Below are 17272 nucleotides of genomic sequence, written 5' to 3'. Positions count from 1 at the left end.
TAAACAAACATGAGAACATTATCACATCTCTGCCTCTTGGCAGTGTTGCTGCTCGTGAGTGCGTGCAGCGTGAGCCCTTCTGCGGAAGGAGAGAGTAAACAACCCGCCAATGCGCCGAAGCACGTCATCGTGTTGGGATTTGATGGCTTCAGTGCGGCCAGTATCAACGATGGCAAGACGCTTCCGGACATGAAGCACATGCCCAACCTGCGGAACCTGATGGCAAACGGCTCTTATACGCTGAAGAACCGTTCGGTGTTGCCTTCATCGAGTGCAGTGAACTGGGCATCTATGTGGATGGGTGCGGGTCCTGAGCTTCACGGATACACCACGTGGGGAAGCCGCGTTCCCGATCTGCCTTCGCGTATCTTGACGGAGCATGAAATCTTCCCGGATATCTTCGCGATGGTGCGCAAGACGCATCCGGAAGCGGAAATCGGTTATATCTACGAGTGGGAAGGAATGCGTTATCTGGCAGATACGTTGTCGATAAACTACGTTCAACCAGCTGCACTTTCAGGTGAGAATACGACGGAAGCCATTGCACCGGTCGTAAATTACATTAAAGAAAAGAAGCCGGATTTCTGCGCTGTAGCGTTCGGCGAACCGGATGGTGTAGGCCATAGCATCGGTTGGTGTACGCCGGAATACATCGCGAAGTTGACTCATTTGGATAAGGCCATTGGCGAAATCGTGAAGGCTGTGGAAGAGGCCGGCATCATGGATGAAACCGTTATCATCGTCTCGGCAGACCATGGCGGCAAAGGCACTTCGCACGGTGGCATTACGATGGACGAAATGGAAACAGCTATCGTCTTCTACGGGAAAGGTATCAAGAAGGGATTCGTCATTCCTGAAAGCACGATGGTGTATGATATCGCCGGAACAATCGGCTATATGTTCGGCATCGAACAACCGCAAGTTTGGTTGGCACGCCCGATTAAATCTATTTTTGAGTAATTGGGCGGTAATTCTTTTGATTTGACAAAAGAATTGAAAGATCTTCTTTGAGATGAAATTTTAGTCTGGTAAATGGCTAAAATTTCATTTCTTTGTAAAGAGATATTAAGGTAAATTCTCTACCTTTGCCCCTGATCAAAAAAGGATGAATGCAGAGATAGACATATTGTTGAATCAGATTTCGCAGAACAATGAGCGAGCGTTCCGGTCGTTGTTTGATCTTTATTATCAGCGGCTTTTTCATTTGGCGTTTTATTTTTTGCGGTCGAAAGAATTTGCGGAGGAATGTGTTTCGGATGTCTTTTTCATTTTGTGGAAACGGCGGGAGGTGATCCGTGAGATTGAGGATGTGGAAAAATATCTTTATACTTCCGTCAAGAACCAGGCTTTGCAGTACATTCGCCGTGACAAAACATTAGATAACGAGTACCTCGAACTTTATCAGATTGAAGCAATCCCAGTGTCCGACGATCCCGAAAAACAATTGCTTCAGCAAGAATATCTCAATCTTATCCAGCAGGCCATCTATTCCCTGCCTGAAAAGTGTCGTGAGGTGTTTCGCCTTGTCCAGCAAGGCGATTTGAAGCATCGGGAAATCGCTTCGCTTTTGGGTATTTCCGAGAAGACCGTCGAGGCGCATGTGTCGAATGCTTACAGACGTATAGCTCAATATGTAAATCACGAATACAGCCGTTCGGAGAAACGCCTTCATCTCATCCTTCTTTTCTTTTGATTGAAAATTAGGTCATCTGTTTGGTGTCTTCCTTGTCCTCTTTCGTGGAATAAGTAACACTTTTTTTTAGAAATCTTTTTTAGATAGGGAAAGATTGTGTAAGTTTGCGATTTGAATTTTGAAAGAGGTTTACTATGTTTAAAGATAAAACAATTGTATATACGTCAGGAACGTTTGATATGTTCCATTACAACCACCTGCGTATGATTAACTACGCGAGGAGTTTGGCTGATATCTTAATCGTGGGAGTTAGTACGGATGAATTGGTCGAATCCTATAAGCCGAAGCCGATTATTCCGTTTCACGAGCGTTTGCAAATCATCGAAGCGCTCAAGACGCCAGACATTGTCATTCCGCAGCATTCGTTGGACCATACGGAAATCGTCAAGAAGCTCAACATCGACGCGTTTGTCGTAGGCGATGATTGGTATGGCAAATATGATTACTTGAAGGACTTAGGTGTCCAGGTATTTTATTTCCCTTATGGGACAGGCGTTTCTTCTTCCAATTTAAAGAAAACCATCCACGATTCGTATGAGGCGAACCTTCGTTCGCAACGGCAAGCCAAGCCGGATTCGGTCAAGGGCTTCTCAGAAAAAGAATAAATAAGATGGAGAAGGTGGTATTTATAACCGGAGGTACGAAAGGTATCGGCCGGGCGGTAGCCGAATGCTTGGCAAAGTCCGGTTATCATGTGGTATTGACGTTTGCTTCTGATGCGGAGGCGGCAGCACGGACGCGCGAGGAGTTGACTTCGCGTTATGGCGTAGAGGTCTATACGTTACAGGCGGATAATGTAGATATAACGAATAGCGTCGAGAAAATCAACCGTTTTTTGGAAGAAAATCAGTTATATTTGGATGCTATTATCCTGAATGCCGGACAGACGTGCCGCGAGGCGTTCGAGGAGATACGATGGGAAGACTGGGAACGGGTGTTCAAGGCGAACGTTCATTTCCCGGTCTTTTTGTTGCAGCGCATCGTCGGGCGGATTCGGAAAGGCGGGAGTGTGGTCTTTACTGGTTCGTTGATGGGAATCGAGCCGCATTCCGTCTCGTTGGCGTATGGTGTGACGAAAAGCGCGGTACATAGTCTGGTGCGCAATTTAGTGAAATTCCTTGTCCCTTACGAGGTGCGCGTCAATGGCGTCGCGCCGGGCTTTGTCGATACAGAATGGCAGAAGACGAAGCCGGCCGAAATCCGTCGGAATATCGAGCGGAAGGTCTCCCTCGGTCGTTTTTGCGAGCCAGAAGAGGTGGCGGAAGTGTATAAAATGTTGATAGAAAATAGATACTTTAATGGGGAAATCGTCGTCGTGGATGGCGGTTATTCGTATAAATAAGGAATAAAATGAGTAATTTGAACAAGGAATATGAAGCGTCGTTGAAGTCTATTGAGACGGAAAACCTCATCGACCGGGTGTTTTATCGTCCGATTGGTTTCCAAATCGCGCGTCTTTTGCGGCACACGGGCGTCACGCCAAACATGATTACCATCCTCTCGATTTTCGTGGGGGCGGCTACGGGCTTTTTCTTTTATCATTCGGATTTGAAATATACGGTGTATGGCATCCTGTGCCTCGTGTTGGCCAATATCTTGGATTGCGTAGACGGGCAATTGGCGCGCCTCACGGGGATTAAGTCGAAGATAGGCCGCATTTTGGATGGCTTTGCCGGCGATATCTGGTTTGCGACGATTTACCTCTGCCTCGCCGCCCGTTTGGCGCACGAGACCGGTTCGCACTGGTTTTTCGCCCTCGCGGTGCTTTCGGCGATGTCCCATCTCCTGCAGGCCAACATCACCGATTATTACAAAACACTCCACCTCTATTTCATCTCGAAAGAGAAGGGGGCGGAGTTCCAGAGCCTCGAGCAGGTTGTGGCGCAGCATAAGCAGACGAAATATGGCATCACGAAGTTCTTCTACCTGCTGTACCGCTGGTACACGCTCATTCAGGTGAAGGCGACGCCTGTTCTCCAACAAATGCTACATAACCTGCACGGGCGTTATGGCGACGACTTCCCGCAGGAGGTTCGCACCGATTTCCGCCGCCAGAGTAAGCATTTGATGCGTTACATCGACCTCATGACCTTCAACGGCCGCACGCTCGTCATGTTCGTCATCATGCTCTCCGGACACGTCTGGGCGTATTATTTGTATGAAATCATCGTACTGAACATCGTCCTCGCTTACTGCATGAAGAAGCATGAGCAGATTTGCCGTTCGTTCTTGAATCGATAAAGCTAAAAAAGCAAAGTGTAAGCAAAAGCGGTGTTTTGATGTCAAAATTTAGCGAGAAATCACCAAATAAAGCATTATGACGTTTCTCGCTGCGAGAGCTATACAAAAGGAAGATTTGGAGCTTTCTCGGAGCGAGAAACAGAAGACGCGAAGATTAGGCACTTTCTCGGAGCGAGAATCCGGAAAAACAAAGATTGGGTGCTTTCTCGCGGCGAGAATCCGGAAAAACAAAGATTGGATGCTTTCTCGGAGCGGGAATCCGGCAAAACAAGGATTGGGTGCTTTCTCGGAGCGGGAATCCGACAAAACAAAGATTAGGCGTTTTCTCGCGGCGAGAAACTTCTAAAACGTCGTTTATAAATAGGAAAATAGAAAGAAAACATGAAAGAAACGGTAGTAGACCTAAACGATTTGAAAGCCATGGCTCCTTTCTTCGGGACGGCGGCGGGCCGCGCCGTGGGAAAGGCGTTATTGCATTTCTTGGAGATAGACAAAGTGAACCGGGCGCACGCGAACAGTTGCCACCAGCGCGGAGCGGCGTTTACCCGCGCGCTCCTTGCCGACCCGCTCATCGATTTGAAATACAACCTCCACCATGCCGAGCGGCTCGACTCGTTGCCCGAAGGGGCGTTCATCACCGTTTCGAACCATCCCATCGGCTCGCTCGACGGGATTATGCTGATTGACATCGTGGCGTCGCGCCGTCCGGACTTCAAGGTGATGGTGAACGGTATCCTGTCGAAAATCGGCGCAATGACAGACAATTTCATCTCCGTGCAGCCCGATACGAAGCACGAAGGGCGCGGCAACCGGGCCAATATGGGCGGCGTGCGTCTCTGCTTGCAACATCTGCAGGCGGGGCATCCGATGGGCTTTTTCCCCGCCGGGGCGATGTCTTTTTATAATAAAGAGGCGAAAGCGGTGCGCGACTTGCCGTGGACGCGGAGCGTCGTGCGGCTCATCCATCGGGCGGGCGTGCCGGTATATCCCATCTATTTTGATTTCCTGAATACGCCCTTTTTCTATTGGCTGGGAAATGTGAGCTGGCAGCTCCGGACGTTGCGCGTTGTCCACGAAATCTTCAACAAACGAGGACGGACGGTAGATGTTTACGTGGGCCATCCCATTTCAGCTGCGGAAATTGCCTCCTTCGACAGCGACGATGCCTTGGGAAAATATTTGTACGAACAGACTTATGCTTGTAAAAGCAACGGATAAATTTCGTATCTTTGACCCCACGACAGACGAGGTGAACAGAGAGAACAGAAAAAATGAAAGCAGATATTCAACAGATAAAACAGCGTTTTGGAATTATTGGGAATCATGTGGGGCTGAACCGCGCCATTGACGTCGCCCTCCAAGTGGCACCAACCGATTTGTCGGTGCTCATTACGGGAGAAAGCGGCGTGGGTAAAGAGGTTTTCCCGCAGATTATCCACCAAAATAGCGCACGGAAACATGGGCAATACATTGCCGTAAACTGTGGTGCCATCCCTGAAGGAACCATCGATTCGGAACTTTTCGGGCACGAGAAGGGATCGTTTACCGGCGCGTTGGCCGACCGCAAAGGCTATTTCGAAGTGGCCGATGGCGGGACAATCTTTCTCGACGAAGCGGGCGAGTTGCCGCTCCCTACGCAGGCCCGCCTTTTGCGTGTCTTGGAGACAGGTGAATTTATCAAGGTTGGCTCTTCGAAGGTACAGAAGACGAACGTGCGCATCGTGGCGGCTACGAACGTGAACCTCGTGCAAGCGGTGGCCGACGGGAAATTTCGCGAGGATTTGTATTATCGCCTGAACACGGTACCTATTCAGATACCGCCCTTGCGCGACCGGGCGGAGGACATCCTCCTTCTCTTCCGGAAGTTTGCAGCCGATTGTGCGGAGAAATATCGGATGCCGGCTGTCCGTCTGGACGACGACGCGCGCCAGTTGCTTCTTTCCTATCGTTGGCCGGGTAATATCCGAGAGTTGAAGAACGTCACCGAACGCATCTCCGTCATTGAAGAGAGCCGCGAAATTACCGCCGATATTCTCCGGATTTATTTGCCAAACGTAAGCGTAGAGAAATATCCCGTGTTGGTCAAGAAAGAAGAAGAACAGAAATCATTTGCCAACGAGCGTGAAATCTTGTACCACATCCTCTTCGACATGCGGAAGGATGTAAATGATTTAAAAAAGTTGGTACATGATATCATGGGCGGAAATATCCCCGTTGAAATGCAAAAGAACGAAACCTATGCGCCTACGATTCATCCCGTCCAAACGATTCAAATGCCTGTGGTGCAAAAGGCCGAAACGGTCGAAGAGGAATCGATGTCGCTCGAAGAGGTTGAAAAGGATATGATTCGCAAGGCCCTCGAACGCCATAATGGCAAGCGTAAGAAGGCGGCGGCCGATTTGAAGATATCTGAACGCACCCTTTACCGGAAGATTAAAGAATATAATTTAGAATAAAAGATGAAAGCAAGAATACGGACGTATATGTTGTTGGTGGGGCTGATGTGTCTCGCAGCGTGTTCCATTTCCTATACGTTTAACGGCGCTTCGATTGATTATACGAAGGTGAAGACGATAACCATTAAGGATTTCCCCAATCAGGCTCCGATGGTATATCCTCCGCTCGCGCAGCAATTCACGGAAGGTTTGAAGGATATTTATGTACGACAGACACGCCTCTCGATGGTACGCGATAATGGCGATTTGGAAATAGAAGGCGAGATTACGGGATACGACTTGGCGGCTTTGGCGGTACAAGAGGATGCGTTGTCATCGCGCACAAAGCTGACCATCACAGTCAAAGTACGTTATACGAACCGCACCAATTCGGAAGAGGACTTCGAGCAATCATTTTCGGCCTATCGCGAATTTGACAGTAGCCGGATGCTGCAAGATGTGCAAGATGAACTTTGCACGGAGATTATCGAAGAGTTGGCCGACCAGATTTACAACGCAACCGTTGCCAATTGGTAGTATATAATATATAATGTATAAGCAAGCATGAACGCGACGGAGCTACATCAATACATCCAACAGCCCGATGCCCTCACGGCCTCTTCGTTGGAAGAAATCAGGCAGGTATTGGCAGCTTATCCTTATTTCCAGACGTTGAAGATGTTGTATCTGAAGAATCTTTATTTACTGAAACATCCTGACTTCGCGCAGGAGTTGGAACGTTTGGCTATTGGCGTGGTAGATAGGCGTGTGCTTTATTACCTCTTGAAAGGAAAGGAATGGGTAGACGAATCGCAAGAGAAGAAGAAACAGGCTCCGGCTTCCAACACGGAGCATGCGTTCGATTTGATTGATGCTTTCTTGGCATCGGATAAATCTGAAGGAAAAGGGGCAGACGAGAAGCTCCTGCCCGAACCCTTGGCGGCCTCTGATTACCTGCATTGGTCGGAAACGCAATCTCAAGAATCTTCTCCGGAAAGTACCTCGCGCGAAGAGGTGAAGCTAAAGCATCAAGATTTGATTGATTCGTTTATCAAACAAGAGGGTGAACATCGACCGAGTTTCCCGTTAGAAACGTCGGAAAAGACAACGGATTCGCCGGAGAAAGAACCAGAAGCAGAAGAAAAAGTTTCGATTCAGGCACTCGACGATACCTATTTTACGGAAACACTAGCCCGTATTTACATCAAACAAAAGCGTTATGACAAAGCTTTGCAAATAATTCGGAACTTAAATTTGAAATATCCAGAAAAAAATATTTACTTTGCAGACCAAATTAGATTCTTGGAAAAGTTGATTATTAACACTAAAAAATAAGTTTGTAAAATGTACGTATTTATTTCAGTATTAATCCTGTTGGCTGCCATATTGCTTATTCTGATTGTATTGATTCAGAATTCGAAAGGTGGAGGATTAGCTGCAGGATTCTCTTCTTCGAACCAGATTATGGGCGTGCGCAAGACGACCAGCTTCTTGGAAAAAGCTACGTGGACGTTGGCTGGGACGGTGGTCGTATTGAGTATCATTATCACGGCGTTTATCCCGCGTGGAGATCATTCTACGAATCAATCTGAGATTAAAGAGCAAGTGAACGAGGCGGTTACGATTGATCCGAACTTAGTATCTCCGGATTTTGGTACGGCGCAACAAGCAGAAGCTCCGGTGGAAGAACCTGCTGCGGAAACTCCAGCTCCGGCTACAGAACAGCCATAAGAAGAGTTTAAATGAATGTATGACGAAGGCCATTTCAACACGGTTGGGATGGCCTTTGTTGTTTAAAAATGAAAAAATGAATTATGAATGGACATGGATTATTGATTGGCGTGGTGACTTTTCTCGTCATTGGGTTGTTTCATCCCTTGGTGGTTAAAGCGGAATATTATTGGGGTACGCGCAGTTGGTGGCTTTTCCTCTTGGCAGGAATCGTAGCGGCTGGCCTTTCGCTCCTGATAGAGAATATCTTACTCTCTACGATTTGTGGTGTATTTGCTTTCTCTTCTTTTTGGTCGATTAAGGAGGTTTTTGAGCAAGAGGAGCGTGTCTTGAAGGGTTGGTTCCCTAAGAATCCGAAGCGTACGTATCCGGAAAAAGGGAAAGGAAATTCGGTGTAAGTGCTACTTTGATACGCTCAAAATGATATATTGACAACGTCGATATATCATTTTGAGCGTATCAATATATCATATTGCGAAACGCAAGATTTTTATTTGGGATATTGACTGAGGTAATAATAGGTCTCGCGCGAGGGACGGCTCTCGATATGGTAGCGCGTGGAGGCGGTAACGGAAAAGAGGAATCCGCGCTCGCGGTCGCAGGTGATGGGCAGGTAGAGTTCGGTACCGTGCACGAGCGTCGCGAGGATATGGCGCGGGTTGTTGGTATCAATGGTGTCGGTAGTTGAATAATAGACGGTGTAGGTAAGGTCTTGCGCTTCACCCGTAGGTTTATCCCACGAGAGTTTCATCTCGCCATCGCGGTATTCTACCCGTATCTCTTGAGGGGCTTGCGGGATGGAATCGTTTAACCACGTTAGCGGAGGAAGCTGGGCAGGGTAAGGATAGTAACGTTCTTTCAGTTCGTTGTAAATGCCTTTTTCATTCTCCAAGATATTCTCACACCGGAAGAAAGCCGTGCCCGCACCGCCAAAATAGCGGCTGTAGTCGATTTGGTCTGTCAAGTCGTTCAGTGTCCAATCCCCCTCTTCCGGCCGGAGTCGATAAGCACCCAATCCGGGGACGATGAGTCTCCCTTGGCTGTTTTCCACCCAATTATCCACAAAGGGAAAGAAGTTTTGGTGCTTGTAGTACATCATAGGCACAATCATATCCTGCTTCCCGCGGCGAAACCATTCAGCTGGGTCTTGGTATACGCTCTCGAAAGCGGTCCAGCCTGCCTGAGGAACGCGCGGTATGCGACTGTATTTCCCCAGAGGCGCACTGCTGACTTGTACCCAGGGTTTGACGGATTTCACGTAGTCGTATATCCTCGTTACCAGCTGGTTGATGTTCTCGCGCCGCCAAGTTTCCCGTTTCTCTTTCTTGCCATATTGTCGATAGGAGGTTTGGTCGGGGAAGGACTTTGCTTTCTCCGGATAGCGAATGTAGTCGAAATGGATACCGTCGATGTCGTACCCCTCTACGATTTCCCGAACGAGCGAGAGGATATACGCTGTCGTACCGGGTTGTCCGGGGTCCAGAAACCATTCGCCCTGATGTCGTTTGACCAGTTTAGGTTGTCGCTTCACTACCGAGCGTTTCCCCAATTCTCGTACCTGCTTATCTGTTCCGAGTGGGAACGTCACGAACCAAGCATGGCATTCCATCCCTCGTTGGTGGCACGCTTCGATGGCAAACGCCAAAGGATCATAGTCTGGCATCTTCCCGCAAACACCTGTAAATACAGACGATATCGGTTCTATTTGCGAACGATATGCTACGTCTCCTCGCAATCGGACTTGGAAGAAGACGGTATTAAAGTTTGCCTCTTGCAACCGGTCGAGGCGTTCGCACAATGCTTCCCGTTGTGCTTTTTGTGCTGCTGGAGAAGAGGCCGGACGATGAGGCCAATCCAATCCGTATATCGTCGTAAGCCATACCGCCCGCACCTCCCGCTTGGGTGGCTGGACGGCGAAGAGGGACAGGCAAGAGCAAGCCAGCAGTATCAGAGCATATAGTTTCATCTGTATGTATTCATTTATAATATAGGTATATAACTAAGAAGAGAACGACTTCCAGGAAGGGGTGTCTATAACTCTTAAGAGTTGCAGCTGGAAACTCTTAAGAGTTATAACCGGTGACTCTTAAGAGTTGTATCCGGAAACTCTTAAGAGTTGTAGCCAGTAACTCTTAAGAGTTATAACCGATGACTCTAAGGAGTTGTCGTCCGGTCCTCTTAAGACAAACCGTTACCCCATAAAAAATCCGAGTAGCAAGCTACCCGGATTCATTGTTTACACTGTGCTAATTTATTCTTCTAAAAGAATTTCCATAATCTGACACGCCGCCTTCGATACGTTAGTACCCGGACCGAAGATGGCAGCTACGCCTGCCTTGTAGAGGAAGTCGTAGTCCTGAGCCGGGATAACACCACCGGCAATCACGATGATGTCCGGACGACCCAGCTTCTTCAACTCGTCGATAACCTGAGGTATCAACGTTTTGTGACCGGCAGCCAAGGATGAAACGCCCATCACGTGAACGTCGTTCTCGACAGCCTGACGCGCAGCCTCTGCCGGAGTCTGGAACAACGGGCCCATGTCCACGTCGAAGCCGCAGTCGGCATAACCGGTTGCCACCACTTTCGCACCACGGTCGTGCCCGTCCTGACCCATTTTGGCAATCATGATACGTGGCTGACGACCCTCTTTCTTCGCGAACTCAGCCGTAAGCTCGCAAGCCCGCTGGAAGTCCGCATCTTTTTTAGTTTCTGATGAGTACACGCCTGAAATAGTTCTAATAATTGCTTTATAACGACCAACAACTTTCTCGCAAGCATCGGAGATTTCGCCCAACGATGCACGAACGGCAGCAGCCTTGACTGCTAATTCGAGGAGGTTGCCCTTCTTCGTGCGGACGCATTCGGTGATGTCGTCCAGCGCTTTTTGAACGGCAGCTTCGTCGCGGTTTGCGCGGAGTTGCTTCAACAGCTCGATTTGTTCGTTGCGGACAGCCGTGTTATCAATTTCAAGGATATCAATCGGAGCTTCCTTCGGCAAGCGATACTTGTTCACACCGACAATCGTCTGGACGCCAGAGTCGATGCGAGCCTGCGTACGGGCAGCAGCCTCTTCGATACGCATCTTCGGCAGACCGGTTTCGATAGCCTTCGCCATACCACCCATGCTTTCGATTTCCTGGATTAAAGCCCAGCCCTTGTGAACGAGCTCGTTCGTTAAGGATTCTACGTAGTAAGAACCGCCCCACGGGTCAATCTGCTTGCAGACTTTCGTTTCTTCCTGAATATATATCTGGGTGTTACGGGCGATGCGGGCAGAGAAGTCCGTCGGCAGGGCGATAGCCTCATCCAGCGCATTGGTATGCAAAGACTGCGTGTGGCCAAGGGCAGCCGCCATCGCTTCGATACAAGTACGACCCACGTTGTTGAACGGATCCTGCTCGGTGAGCGACCAACCTGAAGTCTGGCAGTGTGTACGCAAAGCCAGAGACTTCGGATTCTTCGCGCCGAAGCTCTTCACGATCTTTGCCCACAACATACGAGCTGCACGCATCTTGGCAATTTCCATGAAATGGTTCATGCCAATAGCCCAGAAGAAGGACAGACGCGGAGCAAAGGCGTCGATATCGATACCTGCGTTTACGCCGGCACGGAGATATTCCAAACCGTCGCAGAGCGTGTAGGCCATTTCGATGTCGGCGGTAGCACCTGCTTCCTGCATATGGTATCCGGAGATAGAGATGGAGTTGAACTTCGGCATCTTCTGAGAAGTGTATTCGAAGATGTCGGCGATGATACGCATAGAGAATTCAGGCGGGTAGATATAAGTGTTACGCACCATGAATTCCTTCAAGATATCATTCTGAATGGTACCGGCCATCTCTTCCAACTTAGCACCCTGCTCCAGACCGGCGTTGATATAGAACGCCATGACGGGAAGGACGGCGCCGTTCATCGTCATGGAGACAGACATCTTATTCAAAGGAATACCTTCGAACAAAACCTTCATGTTTTCCAATGAACAGATAGAAACACCGGCTTTACCAACGTCGCCTACGACACGTTCGTTGTCGGCATCGTAACCGCGGTGTGTCGGGAGGTCAAAAGCAACAGACAGACCCTTTTGTCCGGATGCCAAGTTACGACGATAAAAAGCGTTAGACTCTTCGGCAGTAGAGAATCCTGCATACTGACGAATTGTCCACGGACGCATCGGATACATCGCGCTATACGGCCCGCGCAAGTAAGGAGGAATACCAGACACGAAGTTCAGATGCTCCATGCCTTCCAAATCCTCTTTCGTATATACCGGTTTCACATTAATATGTTCCGGAGTTTTCCAATCAGCCTCGATGCCATTGGATTTTGCCCATTCGGCTGCATTCGTGGCAGCGAAACCGGCATTCTTTATATCTATGTCTTTAAAATTTGGTCTCATTGTTTTTCTTCGATTTTAGATTCCTAACTTCGCATTGAATGCTTGCAATGTTTCCAGAACGTTGCTCTTAACGTGGATGAACTGGTCTATTCCTTGAGCTTTGAGGTCTTCCATACAAGCCGGAGCTCCTGCAACTACGAATTGTGCGCGACCAGCCAATGCCTTGTAAGCTGCCGGTGCGTAATCAGCGTATTCATCGTCGCTTGAGCAGAGAACCACTACATCAGCCCCTGCCTTAACGGCTGCCTCTACACCTTCTTCTACGGTATCAAAGCCGAGGTTGTCTATCGTCTTGTAACCTGCACAAGCAAAGAAGTTGCATGAGAATTGAGAGCGTGCCAGACGCATAGCCAGGTTGCCAATCGTCAGCATGAAGGCTTTCGGAGTCTTGCCACTCTTTTCAGTAGCCATTCTCAGGGCTTCAAATTCAGATGCACCGCGGGCGAAGTTGAGCTTCGTCACTCCTTCGTTTTCGCAATGGTTGTGAGCCTGGCCTTTGCAGCAGCAAGCACCTTCAGTCTTCTTGACCTTGTCACCTGCCACTTCGGTAAAGTTCGGGAATTGGTTCGTACCGAGCAATGTTTCCTTTCGAGTAGCTACGGCTTTGTGGCGAGCTTCGTTGGATGCGTTTACAGCAGCCTGGATTTCGCCGGCATTTGCCAAAGCACCGAATCCGCCTTTTTCTTCTGTTTCGAGGAAGAGCTTCCAAGCTACATCAGCGATGGAGTTCGTGAAGACTTCGATGGTGTATGAACCTGCTCCCGGATCCACAACCTTGTCGAAGTGTGATTCTTCCTTCAACAAAAGCTGCTGGTTACGAGCAATGCGTTCAGAGAAGTCGTCCGGTGTTTCGTAAGCTTCGTTGAACGGGCGAACCGTAATTGAATCCACCCCGGCAATAGCAGCCGACATCGCTTCCGTCTGTGTACGGAGCAAATTAACATGTGCGTCGAATATCGTCGTATTCCATTGAGACGTTTGCGCATGAACCGCCATCTTGCAAGCGCAATCACAAGCCGGATTATAAGCCTTCACGATTTCAGCCCACAACCAACGAGCTGCACGGAACTTAGCAATCTCCATGAAGTAGTTTGAACTAATTCCGAAATTGAACTTAATCTTCTTAGCCACTTCATCTACCGAGAAACTGGCGTCGGTCAGTTTAGCCAACAATTCATTACCCCAAGCCAACGCATATCCCAATTCCTGCGCGATATAAGCTCCGGCATTGTTCAATTCGAACGCATTGACCGCCAAAACACGGTAATGAGGTAACACTTTTCCTGCGTTTAATACAGCCGTTGCCATTTCCACCCAATTCTCATTCTTGTGTCCTTTGATGAGTGGTTTCTTGAACGGGTCATAATTGACCGAACCTTGGCACTTGGCCAAGTCGACACCTTTCGAAGCGAAATATTCGCCCAAGATGGTAATCAGCTTCTCCGCCTTGCATAAGCAGGTGTTGAAGTTCAATTCGACACATGCCGGGCAGATGCCGTCTAGTAATGTAGCGATGTTTTCAGGAGTTACATCATCTCCTTTGATAATGAAGCCCAGCGCGGTGACGCCCTTGTTCAGCACGTCGAGCGCTTTCGCGTTTGCCTCTTTCGGGCACGAGACTTCGATGTTTTGGCGTACCAGCCAATCGTTGTCTTTTTTCGTACCCCGCACAAAGGGAAACTCACCGGGAAGCGAATCCGTTGTTTTCAGACCTTCCAAATCTTCCAATCGATAAAAAGGATTCGCATTAAATCCTTCGCCTGTTTTCCAAACAAGCTTTTTCTCGAACGGCACCCCTTTCAGGTCGGCCGTGATTTTCGCCATCCATTCTTCTGTAGAGATAGGAGCGAATTCGGAGAAAAGTTTTTCTTTCGTTTCTGCCATAATATTAGTTGTTAGTAATGTTTTTCTTACTAGTTTGTATATCGCCTACAAAGGTAAATGAAATAATTTTTTTAGCAAAAGTATTTGGCGGATTAAAATTATTATTTACCTTTGCAGCGTCAAACAAGAAGATAAGGCACAACGGCGCATTCGTCTAGTGGCCTAGGACGCGGCCCTCTCACGGCTGAAACCCGGGTTCGATTCCCGGATGCGCTACGAAACAGGAAAATGGAAAGTTGAAATCGGGTATTTCTTCTTTTCATTTTCCTTTTTTTATACCCTTTTTTCTGCATTCCTCCCTTTTCCCTACTTTATTATATAGCCGGAGAAACTTCCCTTTCTCCTTATTTCTTCTTAGTAAAAATACGAATAATTCTCTATCTTTAGGCTAAAGATACATATCTTCAAGTTAAAGATACATATCTTCAGGCTGCAGATATATGTCTTTAGCCTAAAGATAGAGAATGGATGCCTACTTTCAATATTTTGTTACGCTTGTTTTGCTTTTATGTTTACCTTTGTACGATTGAATATAAGGACAAAGGTATGGAAAGGATTAGAATGGCGGAATGGGCTGATTGCCCGGTCGTGTATTCGTTGATTTGCGAAATGGAGGAAAGGAGGCTTTCTTTTGCTGACTTTCAAAAGATATATAACGCACAGATAGAAAACGAGATGTATGCTTGCTTGGTTTATGAGCGGCAAGACAAGGTAATAGGTTGCATCAATCTGCGGATGGAAAACCAATTACATCATGCCGGAAAGATATGTGAAATCATGGAGTTGTCTGTCGGTAAGGAGTATCAAAATCAGAAAATAGGGCAGAGGCTTTTCTTCGAGGCTTGTCATATTGCCCAGTCTGCAGGTTGCCTTCAGATTGAAGTATGTTGTAATCAGTTACGGCAAAGGACGCATCATTTTTATGAAAAGCAAGGAATGCATAATTTCCATTATAAATTTTCGCTTGATTTTAGCGTGAAAGGGAATTATGAGAATCGTTTAGGCAGATGATTCTTCTTTTATTGGCAAATACTAAATAACTAAGGATATGAACACACAATTCCATATCATCGACAAATCAACTTGGGAACGGAGCATTTACTTCGATTATTATTACACACAAATCAAGTGTAAGTACAATTTGAATGCGAATCTGGATATTACGCATTTAGTAGAGGCTCAAAAGGCATGCGGGTTGCGTTTCTTTCCCATCATGCTCTATGTCATCCTGAAAGCCGTAAACCAGCATAAGGAGTTTCGAATGAGTTTTAATGAAGAGGGACAATTGGGATATTGGGAAGAGGTTGTGCCTTGCTATACGCTTTTCCATCCAGAGAATAAGACTTTTACCGATATCTGGAGCGAATATAGCGCGGATTTCGAGACGTTCTACCAGACGGTAGTTTCCGATATGGCTCAATACCGAGATGTAACTGGCGTCATTAAGGCACGACCCGGACAGCCTGCCAATTATTGTCCTGTTTCTTGCCTTCCTTGGCTTAGTTTCACCTCTTTTGCCCAAGATACCTATTCGGAGAACAGTCTCCTTTTTCCGCTTATCAAGTTCGGGAAATATTTTAAGACAAACGGACGGATACAGATTCCCGTCTCTGTTTTCGTGAGCCATGCTGTAGCTGATGGGTATCATACGTGCAAACTGATGAATGATATGCAAGAGATTGCGGAATGCGTTTTTTGATACCTTGTTATGGGATGAGGAAGTGAAAATGTCATCCTTTTTCTTTTTGCCTAACTTGCTTAAATATGTATTTTTGCTGACAAGAATAATAAATGTATAGTTACGGTAAAAAATGAAATCAACCATGAGAAAGTATTGTTTGGTGGAGATGATTGCGCTTTTGTTCGTTTGTGTAGCTTGCGGCAAGGAGGAAAAAGCCATGAAAGAAGAGACGGTGAATGCAGTGTTGCCTGCTGAGACAAACGAGGTAACGGTTATGAAGTTGGAAGAAACAGATTTCCATCATGAATTGATTAGCAATGGAAAGTTGGAAGCGCGTCGGCAGGCCGATATGCGGTTTGAGACAGCAGAACCCATCGCACATATTTATGTAAAGAATGGCGAACGGGTTCGAAAAGGCGAACGGATTGCTTCGTTGGCTTCGTTTCGGCTCGAGAATCAACGGGCAAGTGCTTTGGATGCGCTCGAAAAAGCAAAGCTGGAGTTGCAGGATGTACTTATTGGGCAAGGTTATATGTTGAAAGATTCGGCACGCGTCCCGGCGGATGTCCTTAGATTAGCTCAGATACAGAGTGGATATGAACAAGCGCGAACAACTTATGAATTGGCCGATTATGAATGGAGGCGGGCGACATTGACGGCACCTTTCGAAGGTATCATCGCCAATCTTACGCAGAAAGAATATAACGTAGCTTCTACGTCGGAGGCTTTTTGCACTCTTATCGACCCGCAAAGCATGGAGGCGCGTTTTACTATTTTGGAGAATGAATTGCCCCTTATTCGGGAGGGAGACCGTGTTGTCGTTTATCCTTTCGCGGCATCCGAAGAGAAGGTAAACGGACACATTACGGAAATTAATCCAAGGGTGGACGAGAACGGCATGATACAAGTAAAAGCTGCTATCGAAGGGACGAACCGTCTCTTCGATGGTATGAATGTACAGGTGAGCGTGCATCGTTCGTTAGGAAAACAATTAGTAGTACCCAAAGAGGCCGTGGTGTTGCGGTCGGGTAAACAAGTGGTATTCACGTTAGTGGATAATAAGGCGAATTGGGTTTATGTACATACAGGATTGGAGAATGCGACGAGCTATACGATTACCGAAGGTTTGAAGGCGGGTGATGTCGTTATTACGAGTGGAAATATTAATTTGGCACATGAAGCACCGGTCCGACTAATTGAAAAATAAG

General features: G+C 47.5%; 17 protein-coding genes and 1 tRNA gene. 15 read left to right on the top strand and 3 right to left on the bottom strand.

Annotated features, from left to right (window positions below; genetic code table 11):
• Positions 1-9: 9 nt before the first annotated feature.
• The 11 genes from B5F77_RS10755 to B5F77_RS10700 all read left to right on the top strand — a co-directional run bounded on the left by B5F77_RS10755 (position 10) and on the right by B5F77_RS10700 (position 8498).
• A complete protein-coding gene (locus B5F77_RS10755; protein WP_087330634.1) occupies positions 10-960 on the top strand; it encodes an alkaline phosphatase in 951 nt (316 codons plus the stop codon).
• Positions 961-1105: 145 nt separating this feature from the next.
• Complete coding sequence (locus B5F77_RS10750) at positions 1106-1693, top strand: RNA polymerase sigma-70 factor (RefSeq protein ID WP_087330632.1); 588 nt, start codon at positions 1106-1108, stop codon at positions 1691-1693.
• Positions 1694-1827: 134 nt separating this feature from the next.
• Positions 1828-2298, top strand: coding sequence for an adenylyltransferase/cytidyltransferase family protein (locus tag B5F77_RS10745; protein WP_087330630.1), 471 nt, complete (start codon positions 1828-1830; stop codon positions 2296-2298).
• A gap of 5 nt (positions 2299-2303) precedes the next feature.
• Positions 2304-3035 (top strand): SDR family oxidoreductase, encoded by a 732-nt coding sequence (locus B5F77_RS10740; protein ID WP_087330627.1) that lies wholly within the window; start codon positions 2304-2306, stop codon positions 3033-3035.
• An 8-nt stretch (positions 3036-3043) separates the two neighbouring features.
• Positions 3044-3934 (top strand): CDP-alcohol phosphatidyltransferase family protein, encoded by an 891-nt coding sequence (locus B5F77_RS10735; RefSeq protein WP_087330624.1) that lies wholly within the window; start codon positions 3044-3046, stop codon positions 3932-3934.
• 381 nt (positions 3935-4315) lie between these two features.
• A complete protein-coding gene (locus B5F77_RS10725) occupies positions 4316-5152 on the top strand; it encodes a lysophospholipid acyltransferase family protein (protein WP_087330620.1) in 837 nt (278 codons plus the stop codon).
• A gap of 53 nt (positions 5153-5205) precedes the next feature.
• On the top strand, positions 5206-6390 hold the full coding sequence (locus tag B5F77_RS10720; RefSeq protein WP_087330617.1) for a sigma-54 dependent transcriptional regulator: 1185 nt from the start codon (positions 5206-5208) through the stop codon (positions 6388-6390).
• Between the two features lie 3 nt (positions 6391-6393).
• Positions 6394-6906 carry an LptE family protein gene (locus B5F77_RS10715; protein WP_087330615.1) on the top strand — a complete coding sequence of 171 codons (513 nt, stop codon included), beginning with the start codon at positions 6394-6396 and terminating at the stop codon, positions 6904-6906.
• Positions 6907-6933: 27 nt separating this feature from the next.
• On the top strand, positions 6934-7704 hold the full coding sequence (locus B5F77_RS10710; RefSeq protein WP_087330613.1) for a hypothetical protein: 771 nt from the start codon (positions 6934-6936) through the stop codon (positions 7702-7704).
• Positions 7705-7713: 9 nt separating this feature from the next.
• Positions 7714-8100 carry a preprotein translocase subunit SecG gene (secG, locus tag B5F77_RS10705; RefSeq protein ID WP_087330612.1) on the top strand — a complete coding sequence of 129 codons (387 nt, stop codon included), beginning with the start codon at positions 7714-7716 and terminating at the stop codon, positions 8098-8100.
• Positions 8101-8183: 83 nt separating this feature from the next.
• A complete protein-coding gene (locus B5F77_RS10700; protein ID WP_087330610.1) occupies positions 8184-8498 on the top strand; it encodes a DUF4491 family protein in 315 nt (104 codons plus the stop codon).
• A 92-nt stretch (positions 8499-8590) separates the two neighbouring features.
• Here the strand turns inward: B5F77_RS10700 and B5F77_RS10695 are convergent, their stop codons facing one another.
• The 3 genes from B5F77_RS10695 to mutA form a co-directional block, all read right to left on the bottom strand.
• The gene (locus tag B5F77_RS10695; RefSeq protein WP_087330608.1) at positions 8591-10066 is read right to left on the bottom strand and encodes a family 10 glycosylhydrolase; all 1476 of its coding nucleotides are present in this window, start codon (positions 10064-10066) and stop codon (positions 8591-8593) included.
• 285 nt (positions 10067-10351) lie between these two features.
• Complete coding sequence (gene scpA / locus B5F77_RS10690; protein WP_087330607.1) at positions 10352-12499, bottom strand: methylmalonyl-CoA mutase; 2148 nt, start codon at positions 12497-12499, stop codon at positions 10352-10354.
• Positions 12500-12514: 15 nt separating this feature from the next.
• Positions 12515-14383 carry a methylmalonyl-CoA mutase small subunit gene (mutA, locus tag B5F77_RS10685; RefSeq protein WP_087330605.1) on the bottom strand — a complete coding sequence of 623 codons (1869 nt, stop codon included), beginning with the start codon at positions 14381-14383 and terminating at the stop codon, positions 12515-12517.
• A 143-nt stretch (positions 14384-14526) separates the two neighbouring features.
• On the opposite strand from mutA, the gene B5F77_RS10680 reads away from it, so the two are divergent.
• The 4 genes from B5F77_RS10680 (at position 14527) to B5F77_RS10665 (ending at position 17271) form a co-directional block, all read left to right on the top strand.
• Positions 14527-14599: transfer RNA gene (locus B5F77_RS10680), tRNA-Glu, on the top strand.
• 330 nt (positions 14600-14929) lie between these two features.
• A complete protein-coding gene (locus B5F77_RS10675) occupies positions 14930-15394 on the top strand; it encodes a GNAT family N-acetyltransferase (RefSeq protein ID WP_204244967.1) in 465 nt (154 codons plus the stop codon).
• 37 nt (positions 15395-15431) lie between these two features.
• Complete coding sequence (locus B5F77_RS10670) at positions 15432-16082, top strand: CatA-like O-acetyltransferase (protein ID WP_087330603.1); 651 nt, start codon at positions 15432-15434, stop codon at positions 16080-16082.
• Between the two features lie 124 nt (positions 16083-16206).
• Entirely contained in the window at positions 16207-17271 is a 1065-nt protein-coding gene (locus B5F77_RS10665) for an efflux RND transporter periplasmic adaptor subunit (protein WP_087330601.1), read from the top strand.
• Position 17272: the final 1 nt, after the last annotated feature.

The organism is Parabacteroides sp. An277 (assembly GCF_002159645.1).
GTDB lineage: Bacteria > Bacteroidota > Bacteroidia > Bacteroidales > Tannerellaceae > Parabacteroides.
This window is presented reverse-complemented; position numbering and strand designations above follow the sequence as displayed.